Origin of the sequence: Nocardia sp. NPDC050408 (assembly GCF_044458905.1) — a bacterium.
Classification (GTDB): Bacteria; Actinomycetota; Actinomycetes; order Mycobacteriales; family Mycobacteriaceae; genus Nocardia.
Genome location: NZ_JBITIL010000023.1, coordinates 50,455 through 70,763, shown reverse-complemented (window position 1 = coordinate 70,763; position 20,309 = coordinate 50,455). Strand labels below are relative to the sequence as shown.

Genomic DNA, 20,309 nt, shown 5'->3' with positions numbered 1-20,309 from the left:
GGACGAGCCACCGGCTCGATCGAGGCGGTGATCACCAGTCGGCCCCGGTGGGATTGTGCGGTGTAAAGCATTGGTCTCCTCATGGCGTCGCTACACCAGAAATAGCAGACCTCGGCCGAGAGAATTTTCCAAACATGGGAAGCCAGACCACTCCGCGTGCTTATCGTTTGCCACGGCCGAGACCTATGCCGAAGATGCTGTCTGCTGAATCGAAAAACAAATCCAAGGTTGAACAAACCCAGGATTTGCCGGCACCCGCCCAAGTGGACATGCGCCACCCTGGATGGACCACGCCACACTGGTCAGCGGCGTGGATTATCTACTGGGCGATGTCCACGCGAACCCTTACTCGGAGGCGGAAACGGAAAATGGCCCGGAACAAAGTGTTCCGGGCCATTTCCCTTTGTAGCGGGGACAGGATTTGAACCTGCGACCTCTGGGTTATGAGCCCAGCGAGCTACCGAGCTGCTCCACCCCGCGTCGGTAGGGATAACGCTACAGCATGCGGCGACGCTTACCTAAACGGCAGGTGGGAGGGGTTAACCGGCGGGTAATCGGAAGCGGGTGCGAGCATGGGCATATGCCGATTGCCACTAGCGCCATTGCCCATGTACGACTGACCGTTTGCGATATCGATCGGTCGCGAGCGTTCTACGAGAAGGTGTTCGGATGGCCCGTTGCGCTGGAGGTACCCGCCGATGCAGACGAGGCGACGCGGGAGCGGCTCGGGTTCCTCTTCGGTGGAGTGATCTATCGGATGGAGCACGGGATGATCGGGTTGCGGCCGGTCGGCACCGACAGGTTCGACGAAGACCGGGTCGGGCTCGATCATCTCGCGTTTCCGCTGAACTCACTGGCCGAATTGAAAGCTGCCGCAGCACATCTCGATGCCTGCGGGGTCGCGCGTGAAGATATCAAGGACATCGGGGTCAGCTATATCCTCGAGTTCCGGGATCCGGACAATATCGCGTTGGAACTGGTTGTCCGCAAGTAGGCTAGGCCGCCTTCACCACCTTCTGCACCGCGGCGACGAAGAACTGGTCGAATGCCGCCTGGTCGAGCGAATCATCCAGCGCGGCAACGCGAACCGCGACCGTAATGCCCCGAACTTCGGCGTAACCCAGGTATGCGTTCTGGGTCAACGGCTGGTCGCTGGCATCCGTCTTCGCGGTGCTGGTCGCGTGGTAGGCGATTGCGTTCGCGCCCTTCAGTTCCTGGGGCACAGGCTGATCCGTGACACGCTCGGTCGCGCTGACCTGATGGCCGTCGTAGTTGGCGACCACCTCGACCGAACCGCAGCGCTTATTGCCGTCGGCGATCCGCTGCAGATCGCCGGTGCGCCCGGAGACGAATTCGACAAAGATTTGACCCGACTTACCGGTCGCCGCGGAGATGGATGACTGCGCGAGCAGTTCCTTGGTCGCCGCGCCGAGATCCTGCTGCGTGGAACCGCATTCCGCCGGTGTGAAGGTGGCATTCTGCTGGGTCGCGGTGAGGTCGCCGACCGTCGACTGCAGCTGCTCCGGCGGCAGGTCGAGTTTCTTGGTGCCCGCGGGGAATTCCTCCTGGGTAAGCACCAACTGTTCGCGAGGTGTGCTGGGCGCCGCGGAATTCCAGTGATCCGCCGAGTCGTCCTTGCTGCTGCTACAGCCAGCCACGAGCACCGCGCCCGCCGCCATTGCCACTGCCCACCGTGCGTTACGCAATTCGATCATGGGGTGATCATGTCAGCTGTCGCCACGAGCACCGACTTTCGGAAGGTATTTCAGAGCTCCGTTATCCGGCTGCGGTGGCGCTGCTGCAGCTCGCGCGAGCGACGCAGATAGTCGAGAACGAGGCGCAATTCCGCTGCGCTGTAGCGCGATACCTCGCCGGCCCCCTCCTCGGCGATCGGCCCATAGATCCGCATGACCTTGGCCATCGCCGTATCGGTAATGCGGATGACGACCTTGCGACGGTCTCCCGGTTCGGGATGCCGGACGACGTAGTCGAGTTTGGCAAGGCGGTCCAGCATGGTGGTCACGCTGCCGCTGGTCAACCCCAGTTCGGCGGCGAGAGCGCCGGGGGTGGATTCGCCGTGCCACAGGATTTCCAGACAGCGCAGATCGGTGCGGTTGACGCCGAGATTGGTCGCGGCGGCCTGGTCCACGTCATCGACCGCGGCCTGTAGCGCCTGCGCTTCGCGGCCGACCTCGGCACGCAATTCTGCCAGCTCCGACTTTTCTCTTGACATTCAAGCCTCTCGATTGTCAAACTAATGATGTCTTGACAATCAAGATACAGCAGAGCCAAGTCAGGAGACATCATGAAGAGGGCGCTGATCATCGGCGGCGGGATCGCCGGACCGGTCACCGCGATGGCATTGCGGCAGGCGGGGCTGGAGCCGATTGTGTGCGAGGCATACGGGGAGGCGGCAGCCAAGCAGATCGGCGCGTATCTGACGGTGGCGGTCAACGGATTGTCGGCGCTGGCATTGCTGGACGCACATCACGTGGTGACCGAGATCGGGCACCCGACCGCCACGTTGTCGTTCGCGACCAGCGGGGGCAAGCACATCACCGATATGCCGATCGGCGGCACATTGCCCGACGGCACCGTCACGCACAGCATCAAGCGGCGCGATATGTATCGAGCGCTGAATGCCGAGGCGACGCGGCGCGGAGTGCGGTTCGAGTACAACAAGCTACTGGTGGACTCGACATCGACGGAAGAGGGCGTCCGTGCGACCTTCGCCGACGGCACCACCATGGATGCCGATGTACTGATCGGTGCCGATGGAATCCGTTCCCGCACAAGAGAAATCATCGACCCGTCCGCACCGAAGGCGCACTTCCTCGGCATCTACGGGCTCGGCGGATTCGTGACCGACCGGGCGCTGCACAGCGAGCTCGGGTTGCGGCCCGGTGTGTACAGCATGATCTTCGGCAAGAAGGCGTTCTTCGGCTATTTCGTCGCACCGGACGGCGAAATCTGGTGGTTCGCCAATATGCCTCGGACACAGGAGCTTTCAATGGCGGATTCGGTGGACTGGCGTGCGCAACTCGTCGAATTGCTGTCGGCGGACCGCGGCCCGGCCGCCCGGATCGTCGCCGCCACAATGGATGACACATTCGTCCCCGCCTTCAACCAGTACGACATGCCGACGGTCGACAAGTGGCACAACGACAATATGGTCATCGTCGGCGATGCCGCGCACGCCGTGGCGTCCTCCTCCGGTCAGGGCGTGTCCATGGCGGTGGAAGATGCCGTGACGCTGGCGATCTGCCTGCGCGATATACCGGATACCCCGGCGGCCTTGGCTGCCTTCGAGAACCGCCGCCGGGAACGCGTCGAGAAGGTGGTCGCCTATGGCGCGGAAACCACCAGCGACAAGGCATCGAACGGACTCGCACGCCTGCTGGTTCGCCTGCTCACTCCCTACTTCCTGCGCAAGGCCGCCAAAGCCGGTGTCGCCCCACTGAATTGGATGTACGACTACCGGATCGACTGGACACAAGCCTCAGTGACGCACACCGCGTGACGACCCCACCCAGGGTGCACGTTGTGCGGGGGTCACCACTGAAAATGCGACGGTTCAGCGGGCAACCGGGAGATCGGCGTGACGGACGGCCGAGCGCCGGGTCGCAGCCAGCGTCTTGTGCAAACTGGTGCGCATGGTCGTGGCCGAGTCGAGCAGATAGTTCTGCCGCACCTTCCACGGGTGCCGATCCCCCTGCCGCGGGAAGTCGCCGATCGAGCGCTGAATATAGCCGGAGGCCAGATCGAGCAGCGGGCGCTCATCGAGCTTGCCCTCCGGCTTCGGCACCACGGCCGCGTAATCATTGCGGTCCAGGTGGTTGATGACCTTGCAGACCAACCGTGAGGTCAGGTCGGCACGCAACGTCCATGAGGCATTCGTGTAGCCGATGCAGACCGCGAAATTCGGTACGCCGGTGAGCATCGCACCCTGCCAGACGAATTGCTCCGAGAGGTTCACCGTCTCGCCGTCGACCCGCGGCGCGATGCCGCCGAAGGCCAGCAACTGCAGTCCGGTCGCGGTAGCCACGATGTCCGCCTCCAGGATTCGACCGGACTTCAACCGAATCCCCTCGGGCCCAAAGGTTTCGATGTGATCGGTGACGACCTGTGCCTTACCCTTCTTCATCGCCTTGAAGAAATCGGCATCGGGTACGGCGCACAGCCGCTGATCCCACGGGTCGTACTCGGGTGTGAAGTGCTCGGCAACGACCTGCCGGTCCTTCAGGATTCGCGCAGTCAGACCGGTGAGCAGTTTGCGCGCGGCCTCCGGACGTCGACGGCAGTACTGATAGAAACCAATGCTGAACAGGATGTTTTTGGTGCGGATCACGCGGTGCGCCAGCTGCGGCGGCAGCAACTCGCGGATCTTGTCGGCCTGCTTGTCCCGGCCGGGAACGGCACTGATCCAGGTCGGCGAGCGCTGCAGCATCGTCACCGATTCGGCCTGGTCGGCCATGGCGGGCACCAGCGTGACCGCCGTCGCACCACTGCCGATGACCACGACACGTTTGCCCGCGTAGTCGAGATCCTCGGGCCAGAACTGTGGATGCACGACCTGTCCGGCGAAGGAGTCGATGCCCGGAAAATCCGGGGAGTGGCCCTGGTCGTAGTTGTAGTACCCGGCGCAGACATATAGGAAATTGCAGGTCAGCGTGCGTTGTGTGGTGCTACCGGCAGTGTCGCGCTGCTCGAGGGTGAGCGTCCAGCGCGCTGATGCGGTGGACCAGTCGGCCCCGACCACCTTGGTGCCGTAGCGGATGTGCCGGTCGATGCCGAATTCCGCGGCCGTCTCCTCGACGTAGCGCAGGATGGACGGACCGTCGGCGATCGACTTCGCGTCCCGCCACGGCTTGAAGGGATAGCCGAGGGTGAACATATCCGAATCCGAGCGAATTCCGGGGTAGCGGAACAGATCCCACGTCCCACCCAGCGATTCGCGCGCCTCCAGCACGGCATAGGTTTTGCCCGGGCATTCGGTCTGCAGCCGATACGCTGCGCCGACGCCGGATAACCCGGCGCCGACGATTACGACATCGAGGTGGTCCGGAACTACAGCGGTCTCGGGCCCACCCGTCACCCGACCACCGTCCCTTATCGAATCGCCGCGCGATGCTGACCTCATCGTTCCAGTCTGCGAGGGCAATGGACCGGATTCTTGACTTTGCACGACAAGTATTTGATTCTGAGCGACATGTCGGTGATTCGGTCCGCGGGGTTGCGCGGATTTCGCGCGACGGTGGCCGAGCTGGGCGGGAACGCCGAGGAATTCGCCACCGCCGTCGGGCTGCCGATCGCCGCTCTAGACGCCGATGATCTGCTGGTACCGGATCAGTCGGTCGCGGCGGCGCTGGAACTGGCCGCGCAGCGGCTCGACTGCCCCGACCTCGGTCTGCGCATTTCGCGTCGACAAGATCTGGATATGCTCGGCCCGCTGGCCCTGGCCATCCGGAATTCGCCGACGCTCGCCGATGCCCTCGAATGCTGTTCGCGCTATCTGTTCCTGCACGCGCGCTCACTCAGCCTGACGCTCGCACCCGACCCGTACGGCGATCGCAGCGTTACCGCCTTGCGCTATGGCATTGCGCCCGGCGGGCCGACACCGGTCCAGGGCACCGATCTCGGACTCGCCTTCGTGCACCGCACATTTCAACGGCTGGTGGATGTGCGCTACGGGCTGCGCTCGGTCGAACTGCCGTACCGACCGGCCGCGCCGATCCGGATCTATGAGGAGTTCTTCGGCGCCCCCGTGCGGATCGAGTGTGCCGCGGCGGTGTTGCGAGTGCCGATCAGCCTGGCGACCCGGCCGCTGAGCGGCGGCGACGAGAATCTGCATCGTTTGGCGATGGCATTCCTGGCCGAACAGTCCGGCGGCGCGGATGCCACCATGGCACCTAAGGTCGGCGCCGCCTTACAACAACTGCTGGGTACTTCCGCGCCGGAAATTACTACCGTGGCAAGGCTTTTGACAATCCATCCGCGCACTCTGCAACGTCGCCTCGCCGCTGAGGACACCTCCTTCGCCACCATCCTGGATACCGTCCGCCGCGACGAGGCCCGCCGCTACCTGACCACCACCGATATGCCGATGAGTCAGGTCGCCTCGCTGATCGGCCTGTCCGAACAGGCCACCTTCACCCGCTGCTGCCGAAGATGGTGGGGCACAACGCCTACCGCGGTTCGCCGAGAAGGCGCGCAGCACCGGTTACCGCAGTAGACCGACTGCCTCTTTGGCGGCCTCCGCGACCAAGGCGTTGTCCGCCTTGGCATCCGGGCTGGAATGGGTGGTCAGTACCGCGATAACGATGGGCGCGGCGCTACCTGCGGGCCAAGTGACCGCGACATCGTTGGCAGAGCCGTAGTCGCCGGTCCCGGTCTTGTCGCCGGTCTTCCAATTATTAGGCAGGCCAGCGCGAATGCGAGTACCGCCGGTGGTGGTGGCGATCAGCCAGGCTGTCAGCTGCGCACGCTCAGGCGCGCCGAGTGCGTCGCCGATCGTCAGTGCCCGATAGTCGGCCGCGATTGCCGCAGGTGTGGTGGTGTCGCGCTCGTCGCCGGGGATAGCGGTATTGAGCGTCGGCTCGGTACGGTCCAGGTGGGAGATCTGATCGCCGATGGACCGCAGGAACTGCGTCAGCGCCTGCGGGCCGCCGAGCAGTTTCAGCAGCTCATTACCCGCGGCATTATCGCTGCGAGTAATGGCCGCGTCGCACAGTTCCGAAACCGACATACCGCTATCGATCCGGGTACCGGTGACCGCCGAGCCGCCCGCAGCCGCCACATCCGCCTCGGTGAAGTGCACAGTCTGATCGAAATACCCTGTGGCAAGCGGATGTTCGCGCAACAACGCAGCGCACGCGAAGGTCTTGAATGTCGACATCATCGCGAAGCGTTCGTCCTGACGGAAGCCGACGGTCTTTCCCGAACCGGCATCGACGGCGAAGACCCCGAGCCTGGCCTGATGCTGCTGCTCGATACCGGCCAGCTGGCCCACCGGGGTGGGCGCTGGGTCCGGATCCTTCGATTCGGTCCCACATGCGCCGAGCAGCACCGTTGTCACCAGGAACAGGCCCATGCGAGCCCCGCGTCTACCGATCTTTGTCATGGCGACACGACAGCACAGCGCCGATCCGCCTGTCCAAGACCGACGTGGCCGAAATCCGATATCGAAACCGATATCGCCGCAGCGCAGGGGACCCACCCGCGGGCTCGTAGTCACCGCAAATCAGGTCACCCGCAGCACCGCCTTACCGCGCAGGGTCCGCGGCGCTTGGAAGGCATCGGCGGTCTGCTCCCCCAGTCGAGCGTCAAGCCGATCAATGGCGTGACCCGACCGTCGGCGACCAGGTCCACCAGGTGCCGAGATCTTCGCCGATGGTTTCCTCCGGGACCGGGCTTATGAAGCCGACGAAGTGCGCGTTCCAGCTTTGGCGTAGAAGTCGGCGAGGTTCAATTCGGCTGCACCCCGATATTTCCGTACCAGGCGAGGTGCCCGCCGGGCGCAATGCGGCGAACGGCTTGGGTCGTGATGGGCCTGGACGCGGCGCTAGCAAGGATCGATGAACGTCGAATAGTCAAGGAATGAACGAGCCGTTCGCCGGATGCGCGCGTATGCTCCCTGGTCCGGGAGGTCGGGTCAGTGCAGTTTTCCGTATTGGGCGAGGTCTGCGGGTGGCGTGGGGAGACGCCGCTCGAATTGGGACCTCCGCAACGTCGCGCGGTACTGGCCGCGCTACTGCTGCGTGCCGGAAAGTCGGTTACCGCAGCGGAATTGGTGGACGGCATCTGGGGCGAGGATCCGGTGCCGCGCGCCATTGCCGCACTGCGCACCCATGTCGCGCAATTGCGTCGGGTGCTGGAACCTGATCGGATTCCGCGCGCGCCGTCGACGGTGCTGGTCTCGGTCGGTGACGGTTACGCATTGCGGATCCCGCCGGGCTCGACCGATATCGAGGAGGTCGAGGCCCTGGTGGGAACGGCCGAACGGGTGCGCGGCGCGTCACCGGAGGCGGCACGCGAGGCACTGATCGACGCACTCGTCCGCTGGCGTGGGCCCGCGCTGAGCGGATTGGCCGGACCTTTCGCCGAACGCCACCGCACCCGCCTCGAGCAGTGGCGCTTGGCGATTCTCGAGGACCGACTCGCCCTCGATATCGAGGTCGGCCGTGCTGGCGGCGCGGTCGCCGAACTGGGTCCGCTGATCGATGAGCATCCATTGCGTGAACGGTTCCGGGCGCTGCTCATGGCCGCGCTGTACCACTGCGGCCGCCAAGCCGAGGCGCTCGAAGTGTACGCGCGAGCCCGCCGCGATCTGATCGACGGAATCGGAGTTGAACCCGGCCCGGAGTTGACCGCGATGCACGAACGCATCCTGCGGGCCGAAATGCCGACACCGCGGCAGCACGGCTACGGTCCGGAGCCGGTGGTGCCAGCGCAACTGCCGCCGGATATCGCCGATTTCACCGGCCGCGAGCAGCTGGTCGAGCGCATTACCGACCAGTTGACCAGCGGTGGCAGCGCAGTCGCCATTTCCGCGGTCGGCGGCATGGGCGGCGTGGGCAAGACAACATTGGCCCTGCATGTGGCCCATCACGTGCGCGATCGCTTCCCGGACGGACAGCTGTATGTGAACCTGCGCGGCGTCGATCCGGTGCCGACCTCACCCGGTGACGCACTCGGCGGATTCCTGCGTGCGCTCGGCATCGCGGAGGGCGAGATTCCGGGCGCCGTCGACGATCGTGCGGCCCAACTACGCACCCGCCTGTCGGGTAAACGCATGCTGATCGTGCTCGACAATGCCCGTGGCAGTGCGCAATTGACGCCGCTGCTCGCCGGAACTTCCGGCACCGCGGTGCTGATCACCAGTCGTTCGGCGCTGACCGAGATGCCCGCTGTGCGTCGCACTCGCCTCGACGTGCTGGAGCATGACGAGGCCATGGCGCTACTGATCCGCATCCTCGGCCCGGAACGCGTCGCCGCTGAGGAGAGCGCGGCACGGCAGGTCGTCGCACTGTGCGGTTGCCTACCGTTGGCGGTGCGCATTGTCGGTGCGCGACTGGCAGTTCGGCCGCAATGGACGATTGGATCGTTCGCGGCACGTCTGGCCGATGAGCAGGGTCGGCTCGCGGTGCTCGAGACCGGCGAACTCGGCGTCGAGGCCGCATTCAGGCTCGGCTATGGGCAGCTGAATGAACAGCAGGCCAAGGCTTTTCGCACGCTTGCGCTCGTCGACTTCCCGGATCTGCCGGTCGACGGCGTGGCCGCGGTGCTCGGCATCGCGGAGTCCGAGGCCGAGCGGATCTGCGAATCGCTGGTCGATCTGAGCCTGCTCGAGACGACGGTGCCCGGTCGCTACCGATTCCACGATCTGCTGCGGCTATTCGCCCAGAGTGTCGCCGACGAGGACGAGTCGGCGGTGCTGGTCCGGCTGCTGGACTACTACCTCGCGGGTGCGAAGAACCTGTTGAGCGCCATCGACTACAGCAACATCACGCGCCTGCTGGTCCCGACCACAGTGCCAGGTCGGCGGTTCGCCAACGGTTCCGAGGGGCAGGTGTGGAACGACGTCGAGCGACCCGTCGTGATCGCGCTGCACCGGCAGGCCGCCAGGGTCGGTGGCCGCGCACTGCGGGTGGCCGCGGATCTGGCCTGGGTGATGGCCGAACTAATGGACGCGGGCACCCGCGCCAGGGAATTATCCGAGGCACTGACAGCCCTGCTGGACACCGCAATTCGCGACTCGCACGCGAGCGAACGCCGCATCCGGGTCGCGCTCGGTGCGCTGCTGCAGGTCGGGCTCGGTGAGGTCGAGGCGAGTCTGAAATATCTCGACGCGGCGGCCGGGCCACCCACAGACGATGCCGATCGCCGGATCGCGGTGCTTTCGGAAGTACTGCTCGGCATTGCCGATCGACGACTCGGCGATGTCGAAACCTCGCGTCGGCATTTCGAGAATGCGATGCGCTTTGCCCGTGAACTCGGCGACCGGTCGATGCAGGCCTGGTGTCTGGCCTTGGTCACCCGAACCTATTGCGAGGCAGGCCGATACGACGAGGCGGTCGATATCGCGGACCGCGCCATCGCGTTGGCGCAGGCGTCCTCGAATCCGGTCGCACTCGGTTGGGCCACCCACGAATTGGCGGCCACGCTTTCGATGCGCGACGAGCACGAGCGGGCACTCGAACTCGGCCGCGATGCCGTGCGGATCGCGCAACGCAATGGTGTGCGCCTCTGGGAGGGTTGGGCGCGAACCAGATTGGCGCAGATCCAGCTGCGCGCGGGCAATGTGGTCGATGCGGAAAGCCAAGCCGCGGAAGCGGTTCGGTTGCTCACCAAGGCGGCCGATCCGATCGATCGGGCGCGCGCGCTGGCGCTGCACGCGAGCGCGTTGGCCGCACAGGGACGCACCGGCCCGGCCACCGCGGAATTCGGTGAGGCAGCCGAGATTTTCCGGCGCGCGGGGCTGGCACCACCCACCATCGACCGGCTGTTCAGCGCCGCGCCGACCGCCGATATCGCGGATTAGGCGGCGTTTATCCAACATTTATCGGTCGCTGATGGTTGCCTGGGATTCTCTGGGTCGATGCGATCACCGTCGTGGGTTTCACCGGGCGGGCGCGCCATATACCGCCTTGTGTACGAGGGGTACGCAAGGCGTATCGACATGTCCAACCGGGGTGTTTCGAGCGATTCGCGGGCGTCGCATCGACAGCGGCCGCGGGCCCGCCGGGTCCGGTCCACGCAGTCCGCGCACGCCGTGGTCGCCCCGGCAGCACCGGTTGCCGGTGCGCCCGGTCCATCGCTATCTGAAAGAATCTCGAGTCGCAATCTGACGAGTCCGTGACATGCGCCCCTCAACGAACGCGGGCCGTACGCCTACATGGTCGCCGGAAATCCGCATGCGGTGACCAAATTCGCGTCACCGAAGGCGGCGATTCGGGTGATCGCCCCGTGTGTGGTGGTGAGCACCGCGAGTCCGAAAGCCCGGTAGCCGCCATCTGTTTCGCGGAGGTAGGCGACGGCGGCAGGTTGTCTGTTGGCTGTGGTCGGCAACATGAGCCAATCGCCCGGCGTGCCGAGTACCTGTGTGGCGAGGTAGGCGACACAGGCACGTTTTCCTGCGAACCATGTTGTGGCGGGAGGCATTTCGAGCACAGCGTCGCGGTGGAGCAGGCGCTCGATGGCGGCGGCGTCGGCATTCTGGAATGCGGTCATATATGCGTCGAGCAGTGCCCGCTGCTCGGGTTCGGTCGGACTATTCGCATCGACCGCGCCGAGTTCATCGAGCCGGGCCCGCGCACGCTGCAGCGAACTCTTGACCGCGGCGGTGGTCGTGCCGAGCAATTCGGCTACCTCGGCAGCCGAAAAGTCCAGGATGTCGCGCAGCAGCAGAACCGCACGCTGTTTGCCGGACAACTGTTGCAGACAGGCGATCAGCGCGAGCCGCAGGCTGTCGCGGGCGGCGACAATGCTGGCCGGATCGTCGGATTCATCGGTCACCAGCTTGTCCGGCAGCGGACCGAGCCATTGCACCTCGAGGTCCACGGTCGAAGTACCGGACGGGTCGGTGGCGGGCGCGCCGAGTCCGGACGGCAGGACGCGACGGCTGCGATGTCGCAGCGCGGACAGGCAGGCATTGGTGGCGATTTGATAGAGCCAGGTCCGCACCGACGAGCGGCCTTCGAAGCCGTCGAAGGCCCGCCAGGCGCGCAGATAGGTCTCCTGGACCAGGTCTTCGGCGTCGTCGGGTGAGCCGAGCATCCGATAGCAGTGCGCGAGCAATTCGCGCCGATACGGCTGGGTGCGGCGATCGAATTCGGCATGCGCGGTGCTCGCCTGCGTCATCGGCGCCTCCTTCCTGTCTCGAGGTCCTCGTAGAGATAGACCGACCGAGCGCCGAAAAAGAATCGCCGCACCCGATTCCTTCGGGCGATCACCTGGGTCTACCTATCCGACCACCCGCAAAGGAGACCGCGATGAAACTCGATAACAATGTCCGCACGCTGATCGACGAACCGCACGCCGCTATCCTCTCGACCCCGAATGCCGACGGCCGGCCGCAATCGTCGGTGATCTTCGTGAAGTACGAGGACGACACCGTGGTGTTCAGCACCATCAAGGGTCGGCTCAAGACCCGCAATATGCTGCGCGATCCGCGAGTCAGCCTGCTGGTACTGAGCCGGACGAACGGTCGCTACGTGGAGATTCGCGGACGAGTGGATATCACCGAGGATCCGGAGAAGACGCTGCTGTACGAGATGTACGGCCGGTATATGAACGGGGCCACCCCACCGCCGGAACCGGAGGCCGAGCGGCTGATCGTGCGGATCACGCCCGAAAAGCTGTACACTTTTCCGCCGTCCTGATCATCCTGTGCCACAACGAGCTTCGAGTGTGAACCGCGCCGACGTCGGATCCGTCTGGATTTGGGCATCGTCGGACGGTGCCCGGCCTACGACCTGCCGAATCCGGACAGGCGCGTCACGCCGACCGACCACACCGATCGGCTGGGTGTGCCACTCGCCCGCCTCGACTGGCGCGTGAACCCGCAGGAAGACACTGATACCTTCCGGACTTTGGCATAGTCTGCGGCTTATGGACGAGACGCTCGGTTCGCCGCACCCCCACGAACCACATCGTGAGGGTCTGGCGTCGCGGCTGAACTGGTTGCGCGCGGGCGTACTCGGAGCGAACGACGGCATCGTGTCGACCGCGGGTCTGGTTGTCGGTGTCGCGGCGGCGACGACCAGCGCCTCGGCCATTTTCACCGCGGGCATCGCCGGACTCACCGCGGGTGCGATCTCCATGGCCGTCGGCGAGTACGTGTCGGTGAGCGCACAGCGGGATTCCGAGCGTGCGCTACTGGCCAAGGAACGCACGGAACTCAAGGAAGAACCGGAATACGAGCTGACCGAACTGGCCGATATCTATCGGTCGAAGGGGCTGACACCGGAGACAGCGCGCAAGGTGGCCGAGGAGTTGACCGCACACGACGCATTCCTCGCCCACGCCGAGGCCGAACTCGGTCTGGATCCGCACGAGTTGACCAATCCATGGGCCGCTGCCGTCTCCTCGGCGGTCTCATTCACCCTGGGTGCGCTGCTGCCGCTGTTGGCGATCATCCTGCCGCCGACCACGGCGCGTATTCCGGTGACATTCGCGGCAGTGCTGATCGCGCTGGCGATTACGGGGTCGGTCAGCGCGCGGCTCGGCGGCAGTAATCGCGGGCGCGCGGTGTCGCGGGTGGTGATCGGTGGTGCGCTGGGGATGGCGGTCACCTACGGCATCGGTCAATTGGCGGGTATTTCCGGATCGTGAAACGGGCCGAGGGAAACCCTCGGCCCGCTCACTGCTCAGCATGTCGACGTCAGTAATAGTGCCGTCGACCGCCGACCGGGTGCCGCCCCACCGACCCGACGAGGGCGAGTACCGCACCGATGATCAGCAATATGATTCCGGCTGTGGTGAGCAGACCGATGCCGAGTAGCCATCCGACAATGAGGAGTATCAAGCCGAGGATGATCATCGTTCTTTCCTTTACTTGGTCGTCTTGACCGTTGTGCGGCCGGATGTTTCGACCGGTGCCGACCCGCCGGACTGGCGCATGAACCGATTCCAGCTCCACGCCGGCTTACCGCCCTGCGGCGGGGTGTCCTGCGTGGCGGGTTGGGTCGCGGGTGGTGTCGCGGCGGGCGGTGGTGCCGCCGCCGGTGGCGTGCTTCGACGCGGCTCGGCCGCCTTTGCCTGGGCCTTTTCTTGGGCCTTTTCCTGGGCCTTTTCCTGGGCAGCCAACTCCCGGCGCGACTGCCGCAGATCGCGCCGTGCGGCGCTGCTGCGACGGGAACTACGCCAGAGGCCTGCCAGCAGCAGGCTGAGGCCGAGCATCCCGATCGCCCCGATTGCGATCCCGTAGAGGAAAAGTTCCCCCGCGGAGACGCTGAAGTGATAGTCGAATACCCCGAAATCGCCCGGTGACGTACGAACTTCGCCCGTATTGGCCGCCACTCCGGCAACGCCGATAATTACCGCGCCGATGAGAACGACGAGCCCGATGATAATGATCATGACAATCCCGTTGCGCTGGTTGATATTACTTTCTGGCTATGCCCGGTGATTCCGAAATCAAACACCACGCCGGCGCGGCGTTTGAAACCTGCCGATCGGGTTATCCGCCGAACCGAAGACAGCCCCTACCAGGAGGTCGTGATGACCTACACCTTCGATATGACCGATTACTCGGATGAACGCGCCGTCGTCGCCGAACGCGCGCTCTACAACCTCGGTGGCGTGCAATCGGTCGACGTCGACCGCACTTCGGAAACCATCACCGTAAATTCCACCCTTTCCTACGGTGAAGTACTCGACGCGATCCGCTCCGCGGGCGTCGGTGCGAAGTAGGCGGACCTGGCGTATTCGCTCGGACTGACCCCGCGCACGCGTTTGAATGCCGTGCTGAATCCGAAGGCGTCCGCGTAGCCGACCCGGCGGGCAACCGCACTCACGGTGGCGCCGGGTTCGGCCAACAGGTCCGCGGCGATCGTCATCCGCCAATCCGTCAGATATGCCAATGGCGGTTCGGCGAACCGCTTGGCGAGTGTGGTGCGCGAGACGCCGGCGACGGCGGCCAAAGTGGTGAGAGTCCATGGCGCGCCCGGTGTTTCGTGCATCACCCGCAATACGGGACCGACCACGTCATCGCTCGCTTGCGGTACTCACTCGCGATGGCCACGGGGGCAGGATCTACGAGTTGTCGGGGCCGCGCGCGCTGACATTCGCGCAAGCCGTCTCGCAGATCGCAACGGCGGCAGGGCGTCCGATCGAATACGAGACATTGACGCCCGACGCCTACCGAACCGAACTGCTCGCCCAGGGCCTTCCCGAGGAAGTCGCGACGGCGCTCAACGCGATGTTCGAGCTGATGCGGACTGGGCGCATCGCCGAACCGACGGACGGCGTGCTCGCGGTACTCGACCGACCGGCCACCGATTTCGCCGAGTACGTCGAACGCGTCTGGTCCGCCCGATCGGTCTAGCGGCGCGCCGCCCAGGTCGAGGTGTCGGGTCCACCCGACCGGTGCAACGCCGGTCACGTCGAGGTATCGACGCGAGCACGCAACCGAAAACCGTCATCAGAACCGCTGACGCGATACCGAGCCGCCGAGCGAGCGGTTCGGCCAGGATCGTGGCGAAAAGCAAGACGAACATCACCCACCAACTGGTCCATGACGCCCCAGTCTGCGGTGATTTGCTGAGATTTCCCTAGCGACCGCGCCCATACGGCACTGTGAGTTTCCAGCGTTCCTGTCGCGTCAGGCGGTTCGGCACCAGTCGCCACCAGGTCACACACCGCCACACCCATTCCAGCGGGCCATAGCGAAACCAGCGCAACCAGTAGTAACTCCACACTGCCTGCACCGCGATGATCCCGACGGCCAGGCCGAGTAGTGCGCCGTAGCGATTGGAATCGGATATGCCCAGCCATGGGTCGGCGGCCAGGATAAGTCCGGTTGCCGAAACGTAATTGGTCAGCGCCATGCGCCCCATCGGCTCGAGCACCTCCGCGAAAACCTCACCGGTCTCGGTGCGCAGGAACAGCAGAAATCCGGTGAGATATGCGAGCGCGCCGAGTAGTCCGGCCACCGGAGCCACACTCCCGGTCCACAGGTTGGTATATGGCGTGCGGTACTCCCATACCCCCGCCGCCACCGCCGCAGGCACGGCCAGCGCGAACACCATCGCGATCCGCCAGCCGCCATCGGGCAGGCTCTCCGCGAGACCGAAACGGTCGGCCGCCATGCCGAGCAGGAACAGACCCGGCACCAACCCGAGCCCACCGCCGATCGTGACCGGAACCCCGATCGTGGCGACCAGCCCGGCGAGCAATATCACCCAGCGCGCCAGACCAGCCGCAGGCAACAGAACCACCAACCCGACCATCGCGTACGGCAGCAACGCCTCACCCGGCTCGAACACATGGTGGATCAAGCCGAGCACACCGAGCGCGACGAGCCGACGCGCGAGTACCAGCCGCGGACGGTCACTGCGCTCGGCGGCACGATCCAGGAACAGCGAAAAGCTGAGCCCGAACAGAAACGAGAAGATCGGAAAGAACCGTCCCTCGAACAGCACGGACAGCACGTGCCATATCGGATCCACGATGCCAGGCCCGGTCATCGCCCGCATATCGGTGATCTGCCAGATATCGACCACCAGAATCCCGCACAGCGCAAAACCGCGCACGGCGTCGAGCGCGTGGATGCGCGGACGCGCACCGGCGTGATCCATATGTCCACGCTAACGAGACTCTGCCCGAGATCCGGTGAAGACAGCGCCGCTCAGCCCAGATTGCCGACGAGCCGCCCACGCGGCAAACGCATCCGTGGCATCGAGAATCTCCCGTGCCCTGCCACCTCCGGTTCTTACGCATTTTGGTGAACTCGGTGACCACACCCGCTAATAGTTCGTACACTAACGATTCATGCACTAAGCTTGCTGGCGAACTAGGAGGTTCCATGGAGGCCGACGATCCGTTGCGGCTGGATCGGCAGGTTTGTTTTGCGCTGGCCGTGGCCAATCGGGCGGTGCTCGGGGTGTATCGGCCGCTGCTGGAACCCCTCGGGCTCACGCATCCGCAGTATCTGGTGATGTTGGCGCTGTGGGGTGAGGCGCCGATGTCGGTCAAGGCGATTGCCGAGGCGATCCAGTTGGATTCGCCGACGCTGTCGCCGCTGCTCAAGCGGCTGGAGTCGGCCGGGCTGATCACACGAGGGCGCGATAGTCGTGACGAGCGCAACCTGGTGGTGGATCTGACTCCGGACGGGCGGACGCTGCGCAAGCAGGCCGAGCAGATTCCGCCCGCCGTAGTGGAGCGACTCGGCGTGACCTTGGCGGACCTGGAGGAACTGCGCGAAGTACTGACCCGGGTCAACGCGGCCGCACGGCACGCGGGTGCCCCTGCCACGTCACGAGGAGTGCACGCATGACCCGACCCAATCCCATTCAGTGGATCGGCTACGCCTTCGGGCGACGGCTGCCGGATTCGTTGCGCGAGTGGGTGCGCAACGATCTCACCGGCAAGTACGCGACGCCACGTCATCTCCTGCGCGGACTGATGCCGTTCACTCCACTGTTCGCCGCTTTCCTTTTGTTCCCAGGCGAACTGTGGTTGCGCGGCTCGATGGTGTTGTTGGCGTTACTGCTCGCCCTGTTCTACACGACGGCCTTCATGCCGATGAATCGCGCGCACCGGCTGGCCAAACATGGACTGCCAGCGGATTTGCAGAATCCGCAGCGGGCGCGGCGCCGGGCGCTGGAGCGGGCGACATACGCGGCGCAGCATCCGCACTGAGAATTCAGTGGTGACCGACGCCGAGTACCGCGAGCCGAACACGGTTGGTGGCACCGGTTTTCGTCATCAGGTTGCCGATATGCGTTTTGACCGTGGTGACGCCGAGGTGCAGGCGTTCGGCGATTTCGGCATTGGATAGCCCCGCCGAGACCAACGTGAGGACTTCGGCTTCGCGATTGGTAAGTCCTTGTGGTGCAACGTGATCCGGGGTTCGATCGGCCTCGCGTGCGGCCACAGCGGAATCCACCAGTCGCTGCAGTACCGCCTGCGTGAACGGTGACTCGCCCGCGGCGGCGCGGTGGATGCCGTCGAGCAGATCGGTGGGCGAGGCATCCTTGACCAGGAAACCGCACGCCCCCGCGGCGAGTGCGGGGTACAGGTGGTCGTCATCGTCGAAGGTGGTCAAGACCACGACGCGGATCGATGGCCTGGTTGCGAGAATGCGCTCGGTGGCGCGGATACCGTCCATACCGGGCATGCGCAGATCCATCAGGATGACGTCGGGAGAGGTCTGCTCGGCCAGCCGAACGGCTTCGCCCCCGCTGGCCGCCCGCCCGACGATCTCGAGTTCGGCATCGGCCTCACAGAGCATCTGCAATCCAGCGCGGACCAACTGCTGGTCGTCGACGATGAGTACCCGAATCGTCATGACGCCACTGCCCTCCCGACGGAAATCGGCAGGGATGCGTCGAGCCGCCAACCGGAATCACCCGGCCCGGCAATGAATTCGCCGCCGAGCAGTTCGACCCGCTCGCGCAGTCCGACCAAGCCGAGGCCCTGCCCGCTGCCCTTGCCGGTGTGCGTCCCGTTGTCGCGCAGCACGAAATCGACCGTCCCATCCTCACGTGTCGTAATGGCCAGTTGGGCGGTCGCTCCCGAACCCGCGTGCTTCACGACATTCGCCACGCCCTCCTGCGCCAATCGCAGCAATGTCAATGACCGCAAAGCATCCACCCCGGCATCGTCGACCTCGACCTCCACAATTGTTCCCAATCGCACGGCCCGTTCCGCGACGGCCGCGATTGCGGCGGGCAGATCCGTTGGCGCGACGAAGGGTTCACCCGCCATCGTCGGATCCCTTAATACAGACACCAAAAGTCTTAGGTCAGCGAGGGTTTCGGTGCCGCTGGCGTGAATATCGTCGAGCACCGCACGGACCGCAGGCGGCGCGTCCGCAACCGCATGCCGGGCCACGCCGACCCGCAGCACGGTGGACGAGACGTGATGTGCGATCAGATCGTGTAGCTCCCTGGCGATGGCGGTCCGTTCCACCGCTCGCGCCGCCGCGATATCGGCCTCGCGGCGCTGCGAAATCTCCCCGGCCAGCTGCCTGGCTCGGTCGGCACCCGCACGTGCCGCGTACAGGAGATGTCCGATCAATAGCGGTGCACCGGCCATGACAAGCGCTCGGTAAACGGTCGCCGCTTCCGCTCCCGAGGGATGCAGCAGATAGGCCCCGCCCAATGCGCCCGCCGCCGCCCAAGGCTGCCATCCACTGCGACGGGCCGCGAGCCCGATGAGAGCGATCGCGGCGCCCACCTTGGGGACCAGTGGGCCGGTGCCGCCGATCTCGTAGCCGAGCACCAACAGCCCGGTCACCAGTAGCGACGTCACGAACGGCCAGCGGATGCCGACGGCGGTCACGAATACCGCGAGCAGGCCGATGGTCCAGTCCACCGGTCGGGGCGCATCCGAAAGCAGCAGCAGACAGCCGATCGCCGATGCCAACAGCACGCCCACGCGCACTGGCAGTGCACGGACATCGAGCAGCCAGTCCACACTCCTGGTCACGCCCGAATCCACCACGCGGACCATGATGCCTGGTCGGGGCGGGCATCGACTCCTTCCGGCGGAGGATGCCCCTCCTCCCGGAGGCCGAAGTTCCTACGTCCTGCCTGCCTTCGCGGTTCACCAGTAGCGGCGACGCGCGCAGCGGCGGGCGGTGAAGTTGGGCGGCCTGGTCTCGGTCGGCCTGGCGCGCCGACCGTTTCGCCAAGGGGCGTCGGCCGGGCGGGTGGCGTGGAGTCGTTTTCTTCGCATAGCCGGGAGGGTCAGCGCAGAGCCCACGGGGCAATGGCCTGGACGGCGGGCCAGCCGAAGTCTTCGGTGTCCTCATCTTCGACGAACCACAGCCAGTTCTGCACGGCGCGGACCAGCGTCCAGGCACGGGCGCGATCCGGATCGAGTCCGGCGATATCGACGACGGCGGCGAAGCGATCGTCGAGGGCGGATTCGGTGCGCCGGTTCCACAGCAGCGACAGCGTGGTGAATTCGAGATCGCCCGCCAGGGGCTGCGGATCGATGACGAGCCACGGTTCGCGGCCGCCGCCGAGGACGTTCTCGAAGTGCAGATCCTCATTGACCAGCAGGCGGTCCGCGCTCGGGCCGAGCTGAGCGCAGACCTCGACGGCCGCATCGAGCATTTTGCGTGGGAACGGAGCGCCGAGGCGCTGCCAGTCCTTCGGCAGCTCCTCCACCAGGCGCTCGGCCTCACTGCGCAGGTCGCGGGAGAGGCCGGGCGGAGCGGGGATGGCGAGCCGACGCAGCAGGACGGAGATGATCCGAACCGCGTCGTCGATGGGCTCGAAGTCCAATGACCGGGCGGGATCGAGTCGTTCCAGCAGGAGTGCGCCGTACTCGGCATCGCTGTCGAGCAAACGCACCGCGCCATTGCCTGCCCAGGCGGTCAACGCGACCGGTTCATCGCGGGTCTCCGGAGTGAGATGGCCGAGTTTGAGCACAACCCGACTGCCATCCGCGCGCAAGGCGGGCAGCACCAAGCCGCCATAACCGTGCATGGGCGCGCCCTCGAACCGAAGCTCCCAGCGCTGGGCGTACCGCGCCGCGAGTTCGGGCAGACCGTCCAGCCAAACCCGGGCCGCGGGCTCCATCTCGGCGAGACGATCGGCGAAGAATTCGGGGACAACGATCACCGATCGAGCATCTCA

22 protein-coding genes and 1 tRNA gene are annotated in these 20,309 nt (G+C 65.3%); 10 read left to right on the top strand and 13 right to left on the bottom strand.

Annotation, left to right across the window (positions count from 1 at the left end; translation table 11 throughout):
• Positions 1 to 406: 406 nt before the first annotated feature.
• A tRNA-Met gene (locus tag ACIBJI_RS37700) sits at positions 407 to 480 on the bottom strand.
• A 100-nt stretch (positions 481 to 580) separates the two neighbouring features.
• Between ACIBJI_RS37700 and ACIBJI_RS37695 the strand changes: the two genes are divergently transcribed.
• Positions 581 to 994: a VOC family protein gene (locus tag ACIBJI_RS37695; RefSeq protein WP_364355833.1), complete on the top strand. Its 414-nt coding sequence runs from the start codon at positions 581 to 583 to the stop codon at positions 992 to 994.
• Position 995: 1 nt separating this feature from the next.
• Here the strand turns inward: ACIBJI_RS37695 and ACIBJI_RS37690 are convergent, their stop codons facing one another.
• Positions 996 to 1,715: a hypothetical protein gene (locus ACIBJI_RS37690; protein ID WP_364355830.1), complete on the bottom strand. Its 720-nt coding sequence runs from the start codon at positions 1,713 to 1,715 to the stop codon at positions 996 to 998.
• Between the two features lie 50 nt (positions 1,716 to 1,765).
• Positions 1,766 to 2,233: a MarR family transcriptional regulator gene (locus ACIBJI_RS37685; protein WP_364355827.1), complete on the bottom strand. Its 468-nt coding sequence runs from the start codon at positions 2,231 to 2,233 to the stop codon at positions 1,766 to 1,768.
• A gap of 72 nt (positions 2,234 to 2,305) precedes the next feature.
• Between ACIBJI_RS37685 and ACIBJI_RS37680 the strand changes: the two genes are divergently transcribed.
• Positions 2,306 to 3,520 (top strand): FAD-dependent oxidoreductase, encoded by a 1,215-nt coding sequence (locus tag ACIBJI_RS37680; RefSeq protein ID WP_397087930.1) that lies wholly within the window; start codon positions 2,306 to 2,308, stop codon positions 3,518 to 3,520.
• Positions 3,521 to 3,574: 54 nt separating this feature from the next.
• Here ACIBJI_RS37680 and ACIBJI_RS37675 read toward each other — a convergent pair whose 3' ends face one another.
• Positions 3,575 to 5,140 (bottom strand): flavin-containing monooxygenase, encoded by a 1,566-nt coding sequence (locus ACIBJI_RS37675; protein WP_397087928.1) that lies wholly within the window; start codon positions 5,138 to 5,140, stop codon positions 3,575 to 3,577.
• Positions 5,141 to 5,209: 69 nt separating this feature from the next.
• Here ACIBJI_RS37675 and ACIBJI_RS37670 point away from each other — a divergent pair, with 69 nt between their 5' ends.
• Positions 5,210 to 6,232, top strand: a complete 1,023-nt coding sequence (locus ACIBJI_RS37670) for an AraC family transcriptional regulator (protein ID WP_397087926.1) — start codon at positions 5,210 to 5,212, stop codon at positions 6,230 to 6,232.
• Here the strand turns inward: ACIBJI_RS37670 and bla are convergent.
• Positions 6,221 to 7,120, bottom strand: coding sequence for a class A beta-lactamase (gene bla, locus ACIBJI_RS37665; RefSeq protein WP_364355815.1), 900 nt, complete (start codon positions 7,118 to 7,120; stop codon positions 6,221 to 6,223). The genes ACIBJI_RS37670 and bla overlap by 12 nt on opposite strands.
• Before the next feature lie 534 nt (positions 7,121 to 7,654).
• Between bla and ACIBJI_RS37660 the strand changes: the two genes are divergently transcribed.
• Positions 7,655 to 10,540, top strand: coding sequence for a BTAD domain-containing putative transcriptional regulator (locus tag ACIBJI_RS37660; RefSeq protein WP_397087923.1), 2,886 nt, complete (start codon positions 7,655 to 7,657; stop codon positions 10,538 to 10,540).
• 350 nt (positions 10,541 to 10,890) lie between these two features.
• Here the strand turns inward: ACIBJI_RS37660 and ACIBJI_RS37655 are convergent, their stop codons facing one another.
• Positions 10,891 to 11,859: a sigma-70 family RNA polymerase sigma factor gene (locus ACIBJI_RS37655; protein ID WP_364355809.1), complete on the bottom strand. Its 969-nt coding sequence runs from the start codon at positions 11,857 to 11,859 to the stop codon at positions 10,891 to 10,893.
• A 131-nt stretch (positions 11,860 to 11,990) separates the two neighbouring features.
• Here ACIBJI_RS37655 and ACIBJI_RS37650 point away from each other — a divergent pair, with 131 nt between their 5' ends.
• A complete protein-coding gene (locus ACIBJI_RS37650; protein ID WP_364355806.1) occupies positions 11,991 to 12,380 on the top strand; it encodes a PPOX class F420-dependent oxidoreductase in 390 nt (129 codons plus the stop codon).
• A 229-nt stretch (positions 12,381 to 12,609) separates the two neighbouring features.
• Entirely contained in the window at positions 12,610 to 13,332 is a 723-nt protein-coding gene (locus tag ACIBJI_RS37645; RefSeq protein WP_364355803.1) for a VIT family protein, read from the top strand.
• A gap of 49 nt (positions 13,333 to 13,381) precedes the next feature.
• On the opposite strand, the gene ACIBJI_RS37640 is transcribed toward ACIBJI_RS37645, so the two are convergent.
• Together ACIBJI_RS37640 and ACIBJI_RS37635 are read right to left on the bottom strand one after the other, a co-directional pair.
• Positions 13,382 to 13,540 carry a hypothetical protein gene (locus ACIBJI_RS37640; RefSeq protein WP_364355800.1) on the bottom strand — a complete coding sequence of 53 codons (159 nt, stop codon included), beginning with the start codon at positions 13,538 to 13,540 and terminating at the stop codon, positions 13,382 to 13,384.
• A gap of 11 nt (positions 13,541 to 13,551) precedes the next feature.
• Complete coding sequence (locus ACIBJI_RS37635; protein WP_397087920.1) at positions 13,552 to 14,079, bottom strand: hypothetical protein; 528 nt, start codon at positions 14,077 to 14,079, stop codon at positions 13,552 to 13,554.
• A gap of 141 nt (positions 14,080 to 14,220) precedes the next feature.
• On the opposite strand from ACIBJI_RS37635, the gene ACIBJI_RS37630 reads away from it, so the two are divergent.
• A complete protein-coding gene (locus ACIBJI_RS37630; protein ID WP_062990687.1) occupies positions 14,221 to 14,412 on the top strand; it encodes a heavy metal-associated domain-containing protein in 192 nt (63 codons plus the stop codon).
• On the opposite strand, the gene ACIBJI_RS37625 is transcribed toward ACIBJI_RS37630, so the two are convergent.
• Positions 14,361 to 14,705 carry a helix-turn-helix transcriptional regulator gene (locus ACIBJI_RS37625; RefSeq protein WP_397087918.1) on the bottom strand — a complete coding sequence of 115 codons (345 nt, stop codon included), beginning with the start codon at positions 14,703 to 14,705 and terminating at the stop codon, positions 14,361 to 14,363. The two genes, ACIBJI_RS37630 and ACIBJI_RS37625, sit on opposite strands and share 52 nt — an antisense overlap.
• Positions 14,706 to 14,761: 56 nt before the next feature.
• Between ACIBJI_RS37625 and ACIBJI_RS37620 the strand changes: the two genes are divergently transcribed.
• Positions 14,762 to 15,046 (top strand): hypothetical protein, encoded by a 285-nt coding sequence (locus tag ACIBJI_RS37620; protein WP_396959877.1) that lies wholly within the window; start codon positions 14,762 to 14,764, stop codon positions 15,044 to 15,046.
• Between the two features lie 226 nt (positions 15,047 to 15,272).
• Here the strand turns inward: ACIBJI_RS37620 and ACIBJI_RS37615 are convergent, their stop codons facing one another.
• On the bottom strand, positions 15,273 to 16,298 hold the full coding sequence (locus ACIBJI_RS37615; RefSeq protein ID WP_396959875.1) for a DUF418 domain-containing protein: 1,026 nt from the start codon (positions 16,296 to 16,298) through the stop codon (positions 15,273 to 15,275).
• Positions 16,299 to 16,525: 227 nt separating this feature from the next.
• Between ACIBJI_RS37615 and ACIBJI_RS37610 the strand changes: the two genes are divergently transcribed.
• Complete coding sequence (locus tag ACIBJI_RS37610) at positions 16,526 to 16,996, top strand: MarR family winged helix-turn-helix transcriptional regulator (RefSeq protein WP_397087916.1); 471 nt, start codon at positions 16,526 to 16,528, stop codon at positions 16,994 to 16,996.
• Positions 16,993 to 17,361 carry a DUF5313 family protein gene (locus tag ACIBJI_RS37605; RefSeq protein WP_364355782.1) on the top strand — a complete coding sequence of 123 codons (369 nt, stop codon included), beginning with the start codon at positions 16,993 to 16,995 and terminating at the stop codon, positions 17,359 to 17,361. The genes ACIBJI_RS37610 and ACIBJI_RS37605 overlap by 4 nt, the downstream gene beginning before the upstream one ends.
• A gap of 4 nt (positions 17,362 to 17,365) precedes the next feature.
• Here the strand turns inward: ACIBJI_RS37605 and ACIBJI_RS37600 are convergent, their stop codons facing one another.
• The 3 genes from ACIBJI_RS37600 to ACIBJI_RS37590 all read right to left on the bottom strand — a co-directional run bounded on the left by ACIBJI_RS37600 (position 17,366) and on the right by ACIBJI_RS37590 (position 20,294).
• Positions 17,366 to 18,010, bottom strand: a complete 645-nt coding sequence (locus tag ACIBJI_RS37600; RefSeq protein ID WP_364355779.1) for a response regulator transcription factor — start codon at positions 18,008 to 18,010, stop codon at positions 17,366 to 17,368.
• The gene (locus ACIBJI_RS37595; RefSeq protein ID WP_397087914.1) at positions 18,007 to 19,152 is read right to left on the bottom strand and encodes a sensor histidine kinase; all 1,146 of its coding nucleotides are present in this window, start codon (positions 19,150 to 19,152) and stop codon (positions 18,007 to 18,009) included. Before ACIBJI_RS37595 ends, ACIBJI_RS37600 begins: the two co-directional genes overlap by 4 nt.
• 260 nt (positions 19,153 to 19,412) lie before the next feature.
• Complete coding sequence (locus ACIBJI_RS37590; protein ID WP_364355773.1) at positions 19,413 to 20,294, bottom strand: aminoglycoside phosphotransferase family protein; 882 nt, start codon at positions 20,292 to 20,294, stop codon at positions 19,413 to 19,415.
• Between the last annotated feature and the right edge of the window lie 15 nt (positions 20,295 to 20,309).

Coding starts and splice junctions, on each gene's coding strand:
- ACIBJI_RS37695 (WP_364355833.1), top strand. CDS start 581: ATGCCGATTGCCACTAGCGCCATTGCCCATGTACGACTGACCGTTTGC.
- ACIBJI_RS37690 (WP_364355830.1), bottom strand. CDS start 1,715: ATGATCGAATTGCGTAACGCACGGTGGGCAGTGGCAATGGCGGCGGGC.
- ACIBJI_RS37685 (WP_364355827.1), bottom strand. CDS start 2,233: ATGTCAAGAGAAAAGTCGGAGCTGGCAGAATTGCGTGCCGAGGTCGGC.
- ACIBJI_RS37680 (WP_397087930.1), top strand. CDS start 2,306: ATGAAGAGGGCGCTGATCATCGGCGGCGGGATCGCCGGACCGGTCACC.
- ACIBJI_RS37675 (WP_397087928.1), bottom strand. CDS start 5,140: ATGAGGTCAGCATCGCGCGGCGATTCGATAAGGGACGGTGGTCGGGTG.
- ACIBJI_RS37670 (WP_397087926.1), top strand. CDS start 5,210: ATGTCGGTGATTCGGTCCGCGGGGTTGCGCGGATTTCGCGCGACGGTG.
- bla (WP_364355815.1), bottom strand. CDS start 7,120: ATGACAAAGATCGGTAGACGCGGGGCTCGCATGGGCCTGTTCCTGGTG.
- ACIBJI_RS37655 (WP_364355809.1), bottom strand. CDS start 11,859: ATGACGCAGGCGAGCACCGCGCATGCCGAATTCGATCGCCGCACCCAG.
- ACIBJI_RS37650 (WP_364355806.1), top strand. CDS start 11,991: ATGAAACTCGATAACAATGTCCGCACGCTGATCGACGAACCGCACGCC.
- ACIBJI_RS37645 (WP_364355803.1), top strand. CDS start 12,610: ATGGACGAGACGCTCGGTTCGCCGCACCCCCACGAACCACATCGTGAG.
- ACIBJI_RS37640 (WP_364355800.1), bottom strand. CDS start 13,540: ATGATCATCCTCGGCTTGATACTCCTCATTGTCGGATGGCTACTCGGC.
- ACIBJI_RS37635 (WP_397087920.1), bottom strand. CDS start 14,079: ATGATCATTATCATCGGGCTCGTCGTTCTCATCGGCGCGGTAATTATC.
- ACIBJI_RS37630 (WP_062990687.1), top strand. CDS start 14,221: ATGACCTACACCTTCGATATGACCGATTACTCGGATGAACGCGCCGTC.
- ACIBJI_RS37615 (WP_396959875.1), bottom strand. CDS start 16,298: ATGGATCACGCCGGTGCGCGTCCGCGCATCCACGCGCTCGACGCCGTG.
- ACIBJI_RS37610 (WP_397087916.1), top strand. CDS start 16,526: ATGGAGGCCGACGATCCGTTGCGGCTGGATCGGCAGGTTTGTTTTGCG.
- ACIBJI_RS37605 (WP_364355782.1), top strand. CDS start 16,993: ATGACCCGACCCAATCCCATTCAGTGGATCGGCTACGCCTTCGGGCGA.
- ACIBJI_RS37600 (WP_364355779.1), bottom strand. CDS start 18,010: ATGACGATTCGGGTACTCATCGTCGACGACCAGCAGTTGGTCCGCGCT.